At 43.8% G+C, this 8,504-nt stretch carries 9 protein-coding genes; 3 read left to right on the plus strand and 6 right to left on the minus strand.

Annotated elements, in window-relative coordinates:
- Window positions 1-25 precede the first annotated feature (25 nt).
- Window positions 26-196 carry a 50S ribosomal protein L32 gene (gene rpmF, locus Xinn_RS12105; RefSeq protein ID WP_086953533.1) on the minus strand — a complete coding sequence of 57 codons (171 nt, stop codon included), beginning with the start codon at window positions 194-196 and terminating at the stop codon, window positions 26-28.
- A 12-nt stretch (window positions 197-208) separates the two neighbouring features.
- The gene (gene yceD, locus Xinn_RS12110; RefSeq protein WP_086953534.1) at window positions 209-733 is read right to left on the minus strand and encodes a 23S rRNA accumulation protein YceD; all 525 of its coding nucleotides are present in this window, start codon (window positions 731-733) and stop codon (window positions 209-211) included.
- Between the two features lie 144 nt (window positions 734-877).
- On the opposite strand from yceD, the gene Xinn_RS12115 reads away from it, so the two are divergent.
- Entirely contained in the window at window positions 878-1,468 is a 591-nt protein-coding gene (locus Xinn_RS12115) for a Maf family protein (protein WP_086953535.1), read from the plus strand.
- A 16-nt stretch (window positions 1,469-1,484) separates the two neighbouring features.
- Here Xinn_RS12115 and rluC read toward each other — a convergent pair whose 3' ends face one another.
- Window positions 1,485-2,435, minus strand: a complete 951-nt coding sequence (gene rluC / locus Xinn_RS12120) for a 23S rRNA pseudouridine(955/2504/2580) synthase RluC (RefSeq protein ID WP_086953536.1) — start codon at window positions 2,433-2,435, stop codon at window positions 1,485-1,487.
- Between the two features lie 567 nt (window positions 2,436-3,002).
- On the opposite strand from rluC, the gene rne reads away from it, so the two are divergent.
- Window positions 3,003-6,236 (plus strand): ribonuclease E, encoded by a 3,234-nt coding sequence (gene rne, locus Xinn_RS12125; RefSeq protein WP_086953537.1) that lies wholly within the window; start codon window positions 3,003-3,005, stop codon window positions 6,234-6,236.
- A gap of 177 nt (window positions 6,237-6,413) precedes the next feature.
- Entirely contained in the window at window positions 6,414-7,040 is a 627-nt protein-coding gene (locus Xinn_RS12130) for an SDR family oxidoreductase (RefSeq protein ID WP_086956444.1), read from the plus strand.
- Between the two features lie 61 nt (window positions 7,041-7,101).
- Here Xinn_RS12130 and tmaR read toward each other — a convergent pair whose 3' ends face one another.
- The 3 genes from tmaR to Xinn_RS12145 all read right to left on the minus strand — a co-directional run.
- Complete coding sequence (gene tmaR / locus Xinn_RS12135; protein ID WP_038260346.1) at window positions 7,102-7,422, minus strand: PTS system regulator TmaR; 321 nt, start codon at window positions 7,420-7,422, stop codon at window positions 7,102-7,104.
- 112 nt (window positions 7,423-7,534) lie between these two features.
- Window positions 7,535-7,942 carry a GNAT family N-acetyltransferase gene (locus tag Xinn_RS12140; protein WP_086953538.1) on the minus strand — a complete coding sequence of 136 codons (408 nt, stop codon included), beginning with the start codon at window positions 7,940-7,942 and terminating at the stop codon, window positions 7,535-7,537.
- Between the two features lie 300 nt (window positions 7,943-8,242).
- Window positions 8,243-8,504, minus strand: a 262-nt coding sequence (locus Xinn_RS12145; RefSeq protein ID WP_169923571.1) for a tail fiber assembly protein, incomplete at its 5' end; no start/stop codon positions are given.

Consider the following 8,504-nt stretch of genomic DNA (forward strand, 5'->3'; position numbering starts at 1 on the left):
ATCAACTTGCTAATAACTAGCTGAATTACTTGTTGATTACCTTGCGGCCACGGTAGTAGCCATCGGCAGTCACATGGTGACGCAGGTGAGTTTCACCAGAAGTTTTGTCTACAGAGACGTGTGCTGCAGTCAGTGCGTCATGAGAACGACGCATACCACGTTTAGAACGAGTTGGTTTATTCTGTTGTACGGCCATTGACCTTACTCCTTAAGTACTTTTCTTTAAACTGGCTAATACGGCAAATGGGTTTGGTTTCTCTGCTTCAGGAGGCAGTACACCAAACACCATATCCGTGTCGGACACTTCACAGTGTTCAGAATCATGTACCGGAACTACTGGCAGAGAAAGAATTATTTCATCTTCAATCATTGCCAGTAAATCTATTTCGCCAAATTCATTAACGTCAATTGGCTCATACTCTTCCGGTAATGCTTCAGCCCGCTCATCATCGACGACCGGGCTAAAACAATACGTTGTGTGAACATGATGACTGAAATTACTGCCACAACGCTGACAGGTAAGCGTAACATCCACATCTGAATGTCCTTTTACAACTGCCAGACGCTGATTATCAATCTGAAATGATAATGAGTTATCTACATCACTATCCACACTGACCACAGACTCTATAAGACGAGACATCTGTTCAGCAGTATAACTGCCTGTGTAATCTAATCTTTTCTGGGCTGCACGAAGTGCATCAATGGTCAGGGGTAATTTTACCTTCTGCATAAGGCGCGCATATTATCTTTGTAAAGGGATATAGTCAAAGAAAAAGGCCACACATCTGCACCTTTCCACCAAATATTCGCTTAATAAGCGGTGTATAGTTTAAAATGCCTGCAAATATTTCTCTACGTATTTTATGGAAAAATGATGCTTCCGATTGTTTTATCATCAACTTCGATATATCGCCGCTTATTACTGGAAAAAATTGGCCTGCCTTTTACCTGTGCAGCACCTCATATTGATGAAAGCCCGCAGGAGAATGAAACGCCTGAACAATTAGTTATGCGGCTTTCACAAGAAAAGGCTATCGCATTACAGCCACATTATTCCAGTCACCTTATTATAGGTTCAGATCAGGTTTGTATTTTAAATGGCGAGCTAACAGGAAAACCGCATAATTTTGAGAATGCTTTCGCACAGTTAAAAAAAGCCAGTGGTCAATGTGTTACTTTTTACACAGGAATTACATTATTCAATAGCAAAACCGGAAGTACAGATACTCGCTGTGAACTATTTAATGTTCATTTCAGGGTACTTACTGATACTGAAATCATCAGTTATCTGAAAAAAGAACAACCGCTTAATTGTGCCGGGAGTTTTAAAAGTGAAGGTTTAGGGATTACGCTATTTGAAAAACTTGACGGCAGAGATCCCAACACATTAATTGGCCTGCCATTAATCACACTGACTGAAATGCTTATCCGTCAGGGGGTAAACCCACTGACGGCACATGATTAACCCAATGATTAGAGCATTATATCTGTCGCAATTTTTTTAAACATTGCCGTAACGCAGCATCCATTGGTGCCTCAAAACGCAGGGTTTCACCGGTTGACGGGTGCGTGAATTTCAATGAACTGGCATGCAGAAACAGCCGGTTGATCCCTGTTTCTGCAAGCTGCCCGTCAAATGCTTTATCACCATAGCGATCATCGAAGGCAATCGGATGACCCGCATACAGGGTGTGTACACGAATCTGATGAGTACGTCCGGTTACTGGGCTGGCTCGTACCAATGTGGCAAACTCATAGCGCTCTTCCACTTTAAAACGCGTTTCAGAAGGTTTGCCTTCGCTGCTGACTTTAACGACTCTCTCACCACTTTGCAGCAGATTCTTTAATAAAGGTGCCTGCACTACTTTGCAGTGAGACTGCCACTGCCCACGCACCAAAGCCAGATAGTCTTTCTGCATTTGTTTCATACGTAATTGTTCATGCAGTGAGCGCAGCGCGGAACGTTTCTTCGCGACCAGTAAGACCCCGGAAGTGTCACGATCAAGACGGTGAACCAGTTCAAGAAAGCGGGCTTCGGGACGTAACGCGCGCAGTCCTTCAATAACCCCAAAACTTAAGCCACTCCCACCGTGCACAGCAGTTCCTGAAGGCTTATTGATGACCAATATATAATCATCCTCATACAGAATACACTCTGCCAGTACCGCAACTTTATCCAGCTTGGCAGAAACCGGTGTTTCCTGTTTTTCTGCCACCCTGACAGGTGGAATTCTGACAACATCGTTTGCAGTCAATTTATATTCAGGCTTAATTCTTCCTTTATTGACTCTAACTTCACCTTTGCGCAAGATCCGATAGATCATGCTCTTAGGTACACCTTTTAATCGAGCCAGCAAAAAGTTATCAATTCTCTGGCCTGCTTCATCGTCATCAATAGTGACAAATTGTACAACTTGATTATTTGTTTTCATGGGTACAATTTTAATTATCCCGCAAACAGAGTGCCACTCATTTTTAAATCATGTATAAATAATATCCACATTTTTATTCTTTATTATTAAATTGTCTTAGAATAAAGGCTAAAGATGAACAACTTATCACTATTTCATGATAAAAAACTCTTAAAGAGATAAAGTCACCTTGCTATCACCCCAATAGCAATGGAATAATGCTTTCCGGCCACAGTTTACTAAACTATGAATGGCAGATTGAAATATTGTTTGTTATCTGTTTGTTTGAACAAAAACGCAGCAATGGCGTAAGACGTAATGTTTAATCAAACAATTTATGGGCTGTGAGTTGCTACTTACTGGATTGGGTAAAACCTGTACTAAATTTATTACAGTATCCCCCAACAAAGAGCGCTGCGTTTCTTACAAAGAAATGAAATTCAGGCTTGCCGACAATTAGGCGCCTCTATACAAACGATAGCCGTGAGGCTGACGGTTTTGTAAAAGACACGAGGCCATCGGTTACCAGTAGTGCTCTTTTTTTACTCATGGCTCTATACTAATGTAAAAAATAATGAGTAAGTTAGAATGAAAAGAATGTTAATCAACGCAACCCAACAGGAAGAGTTGCGTGTTGCCCTTGTTGACGGGCAACGTCTTTATGATCTGGATATTGAAAGTCCTGGACACGAGCAAAAAAAGGCCAATATCTATAAAGGTAAAATTACACGGATTGAACCTAGCCTTGAAGCCGCTTTTGTTGATTATGGTGCTGAGCGACACGGCTTCCTACCCATAAAAGAAATTGCCCGTGAATATTTCCCCAGTAATTATCATGCCCATGGCCGCCCTAACATTAAGGATATTCTTAAAGAAGGTCAGGAAGTCATCGTTCAGGTAGATAAAGAAGAACGGGGCAATAAAGGTGCTGCTTTGACGACCTTTATCAGTCTGGCGGGCAGTTATCTGGTTCTGATGCCGAATAATCCGAGAGCTGGCGGTATTTCACGCCGCATCGAAGGCGATGACCGTATCGAATTAAAAGAAGCACTCTCTTCCCTTGATGTCCCCGAAGGCATGGGCCTTATCGTTCGTACTGCCGGAGTCGGTAAATCCGCAGAAGCCCTTCAGGGTGACCTGAATTTTCGTCTGAAACATTGGGAAGCTATTAAAAAAGCGGCTAACAGCCATCCTGCTCCGTTTTTGATTCATCAGGAAAGTAACGTCATTGTACGGGCTTTCCGTGATTACCTGCGTCCGGATATTGGTGAAATCCTTATCGATAACCCGAAAATTCTCGATTTGGCACGCCAGCATATCACCGCTCTCGGTCGCCCTGACTTTGCCAGCAAAATTAAACTGTATAGCGGTGAAGTCCCACTGTTCAGCCACTACCAAATCGAATCGCAGATTGAGTCAGCTTTCCAGCGCGAAGTGAGATTGCCTTCCGGTGGTTCTGTCGTCATCGATACCACCGAAGCCCTGACTGCCATTGATATTAACTCATCCCGTGCAACCCGTGGCGGCGATATTGAAGAAACGGCTTTTAATACGAATCTGGAAGCGGCAGATGAAATTGCCCGCCAATTGCGCCTGCGTGACCTTGGTGGTCTGATTGTTATCGATTTTATTGATATGACGCCGGTTCGTCATCAGCGCGAAGTTGAAAATCGCCTGCGTGACGCAGTACGTCAGGATAGAGCCAGAATTCAGATTGGTCGTATTTCCCGTTTCGGTTTACTGGAGATGTCACGCCAGCGTTTAAGTCCGTCTCTGGGTGAATCCAGCCATCATGTTTGTCCTCGCTGTAGCGGCACAGGAACTATTCGTGATAATGAGTCACTTTCTCTGTCCATTCTTCGCCTGATTGAAGAAGAGGCTCTGAAAGAAAATACGCATCAGGTTCATGCTATTGTTCCTGTGCAGATCGCCTCTTACCTGTTGAATGAAAAACGTAAGGCTGTCAGTGCAATTGAGCACCGTCAGGGTGGCGTTGGTATTGTTATCGTACCAAATGATCAGATGCAGACACCTCATTTCTCTGTTTTACGTGTTCGTAAAGGCGAGGAAATTTCTGCCCTGAGTTATCAGTTGCCACAAATTCACGAAACAGAAATGGCAGGCATTCAGGAAGATGTGCAGCATGAGCGCAAGCGCCCTGAACAACCCGCTATTTCAACTTTTGATTTACCTGCTGAAGCACCAGCTCCTGCCGCAGCGAAAGCAAAAGAGAAGAAAGCAGCAGTAAAAGCAAATAATCAACAAAAAGCGGCAAAACCGGGTCTATTCAGCCGTTTCTTAAATGCCCTGAAAAAAGTCTTCAGTGCCGAAGAAGAGAAACAACCTCAGGAAAAAGGCAAGAGACCAGCAGGTAATGATGGCCGCCGTTCATCTGATCGTCGTAATCCACGCCGCCAAAACCAACGTCGTGATCGTAACGAGAATGAAAACCGTAACAATCGTGAACGTGATGAACAGCGTAAAGGACGTAATGCTCAGGCAAAAAACAACGCTCAGGATAATACAGCGGTAGATAACGAAGCGCGTGAAGCTCAGCAGCAACAGCGTCGCGAACAACGTGCAGAGCGCCAGCGTCGTCGTCAGGAAGAAAAACGCCAGCAACAATTGGAAAGTAAAGCACAACAGGTAATTAAACCTGAAGTTCCGGAAGAAGAAATCGAGGAACGCCAGCCTGTTATGCCTCGACGTCAACGTCGTCACCTTGAGCAGAAAATTCGTATTACAGATAGTGTGAAAGAAGAAGCTACTGTTGCTAGCCTTCCGGTAATCGCATCTGATTCTGCCCCTGTGATCGTGGAAAAAGAGAAAAAAGTTTCTGTACCTGCTGTTATCAATACCGAAACTGAAGTAACAGCTCAGCCAGCTGCGGCAAATGAATCCGGCACTCAGGATACTGTTGAACAAAATACTGCGGTATCTGGCTCTCAGCAAAATAACGAACAGCAAGATAGCACCATGCCACGTCGTTCCCGCCGTTCACCGCGTCATTTGCGGGTCAGCGGACAACGCCGCCGCCGTTATCGCGATGAACGCAATCTGAGCCAATCACCAGTACCTCTGGCAATAGCGGTCGCCTCACCTGAACTGGCATCAGGTAAAGTTTGGGTTCGTTATCCGGTCACACCAGTAGCTACTGCTTCTGAACCAGAAGTGCCTGTTGTTGAAGAAACAATTTCGGAACAATCAGTTGAAATTATGCCAGTACCTGTTGCTGCAAAAACTGCTGAACCAACATCTGTTGTTGCAGAAACTAAAACTACAGAGCAGGCCACAGTTGCTAATGAAGATGTAAAAAATGAATCAGAGCGCCCTTCTCCGGCTGAATCAGTTGATAAGCCGGTTTCTGAACTGGCGGATGCGCCTGTGCAAGAAGCAGCCAAGTCTGTTGTCAGCCATGATGTTTCACATCAGACTGAAACCGAACATGACACAGTACAACATGACTCTGAGGAAAAAGTGAGCCACGGCGGAGCAGAACCTATCCTCGTGGCCTCTATCGCTGAACAGGAACATCATGAAGAACAGCCGATTGTCGCAACGGAAGCATGCTCTCAGGCAACAGAAGTTAAAGCGAAAGAGACAAAAGCTACTGAGCCTCAGGTTATCATGGCAAAAAATCATCACGCTTACTCCCCAATGACTAAGGCTCCGGCCCCTGATATGGTTGCTGCACAGCCGGTCATTATTAGTGAATGGGAACGCCCAGCTCATCATCTCTTTAAAGGGAAAGGTGGAGCAGGTGGTCACTCGGCAACGAGTATCGCAACATCTGCAATGTCAAAACCACAGGCTTTCGAGTAATTACATGCTGTAATTACTTGTAAAATCAAATGGCTCCTGTTTTCGGAGCCATTTTTATTCCTGACGCCACAAACATTTCAAAAAGCCTGTCTGTTTGATTTCCTTTGAACCCTGATTCCAATAAACTCAGATAATTATCATTTAAATTGGTGGATTATTATGAGTGAAGTCGCATCTGTGAGGCCTTGGTTAATTTTTGGTGCAGGTAAAGGTATCGGTCGTCATCTGGTTAATATCGCGCTCAAACAAAATCGTCCCGTTACAGCATTGATCCGTAATGAAGAGCAGGCTGCAATACTGAGTAAAATGGGTGTGAATGTGGTACAGGGTGATGCCTGTGACAACAGAAGTATAGAAAAAGTGATTGAGCAAGCCGGAGAAAACCCGATTGTTTTTTCAACTATTGGTGGAGGTAATTCAGATCATCTTGGCAATATGGCTATTATTGATGCACTGGAAAAGTCTCAGATTTCACGAATGCTTTTAGTTACATCCATCGGATGCGGCGATAGCTGGCATACTTTATCAGCACGAGCTAAGTCATTATTCGGACAGTCTGTCAGACTTAAATCACTGGCAGAAAGCTATCTGCAAACCAGCAGGTTAGATTTCACTATTATTCGTCCGGGAGGATTGACTGATCAGGCTGGCACTGGGCATTGCCAACGTTATCAGGGAGAAGTGCATGGTCTGGTAAGCCGCGAAGATGTCGCGCAAGAATTGTCACAAATGGCTGAAGATCAAAAGACTTATTCCCAGATTTATGCTCTGGTTGATCCGGAATTAAAGCCCAACTGGAACTGATAAAGTAACCACGCCTGATGATGGCGTGGTTAACAAATTTATTCACTGGACAATAAAACCTTTATTTTACCCCGCCATCCATTGCCTTGAGTTTTTTAGATAACTCCCGGCGTTCTTTAGATAACTCAGCATTTTTGATGATATATTCGTCAACCCGCTCTTCATAATCACTACGCATATGAGCGATGATTCCCTGAATATCTTCAACTGACATTCCCGGTTTAATGTAATCACTGAGATTATCCAGTAACAATACACGTTTTTGGTTGTCACGGATTTTTTTCTCATTATCTACGATTTCACGCTGCAATTTATTTTTTCGACGGAAGATACGTACAAACTCTAAAACATTATGGAATGTTGGCTTATTCGCGTTGTCCATTTTTTACACCTTTACTTAATCAGAACGACAATTTTTTATGCTGATTACACAATACAATTTCAGGCAATATATAAACAAGCTAGTTTCAATAATATTTGAATATTTTTTTGATTCATTTCACCAAATTTAACCTACGATACATTCCCATGGCTTCTGGTTCTGTCAGTTTATAGCCCAGCTTTTCATAAAACTCAGGTTCATCAGCGATCAGGGAAACAAAAGAACCCGGCAAAGCCTGAGTTTCCAGCCAGGCATCAATGCGAGTCATTACTGCTTTCCCTAATCCCTTTCCCTGATAATCAGGAGCAATCGCAATATCGACGATTTGAAAGAAACAAGCCCCATCACCAATAACCCGGCCCATGCCAACCAATTTCCCCTCATCACGAATGCAAATCATAAACAGCGAATTCGGTAATCCTTTCTCTGCAGCCTCAATGGATTTAGGTGACATACCTGCATATTCTCGCAACATGAGATATTCGTGTGGTGTCGGCAGTGCTTCGGTAATTTCTATCATTTCTCTTGCCTTGAACCCATTATAATGTGTTCAGATTGTTTCAAATATGGTTTACCATGTCCTTGCCTGACTTCACGAAAAACCACAACCAACGGATACAGAATTGCCTTGAGTAACAATAAAGAAATCACTTTCTACGTCCACGATTATGTGAATATGAAATTAATACCCTGTATTTAAATAGTATTTATTTTTGTATTTTTATTTATGTACTCAATTTTGTACTCAATTATCAATTCCGATAATGTTTAATTAATGGCTTTCTAATTCTTCATAATCAGGGGCACTCCGCCCCTGTCCTCACTCCGGCTGTTCAGGCCAGTCAATCTCCGGTGCGGTCGAGCAATCCACCCGGTTGAGTAGCACCCGGTATTTCTTCCAGACCAGCAGTGCCGCTTTCTCTTCCTCCGTCGCCATGTCGAGGTCAACCGCGTCCTGACGGGGGGCGATAACCCTTGACGCCTGCGCAATCAGAAACTTTTTTTTCGCTTCGGCTTCAGTCAGGTGTTGCTCCGGTAATTTCACCTTTTTCCTGACCGCCTGACCGTCAAAGACCCATTCG

It is taken from the genome of Xenorhabdus innexi (genome assembly GCF_002632485.1).
GTDB classification, from domain to species: domain Bacteria; phylum Pseudomonadota; class Gammaproteobacteria; order Enterobacterales; family Enterobacteriaceae; genus Xenorhabdus; species Xenorhabdus innexi.

Excerpts from the sequence above, each read along its gene's own strand:
- rpmF (WP_086953533.1), bottom strand. The coding sequence starts at position 196 with ATGGCCGTACAACAGAATAAACCAACTCGTTCTAAACGTGGTATGCGT.
- yceD (WP_086953534.1), bottom strand. The coding sequence starts at position 733 with ATGCAGAAGGTAAAATTACCCCTGACCATTGATGCACTTCGTGCAGCC.
- Xinn_RS12115 (WP_086953535.1), top strand. The coding sequence starts at position 878 with ATGCTTCCGATTGTTTTATCATCAACTTCGATATATCGCCGCTTATTA.
- rluC (WP_086953536.1), bottom strand. The coding sequence starts at position 2,435 with ATGAAAACAAATAATCAAGTTGTACAATTTGTCACTATTGATGACGAT.
- rne (WP_086953537.1), top strand. The coding sequence starts at position 3,003 with ATGAAAAGAATGTTAATCAACGCAACCCAACAGGAAGAGTTGCGTGTT.
- tmaR (WP_038260346.1), bottom strand. The coding sequence starts at position 7,422 with ATGGACAACGCGAATAAGCCAACATTCCATAATGTTTTAGAGTTTGTA.
- Xinn_RS12140 (WP_086953538.1), bottom strand. The coding sequence starts at position 7,942 with ATGATAGAAATTACCGAAGCACTGCCGACACCACACGAATATCTCATG.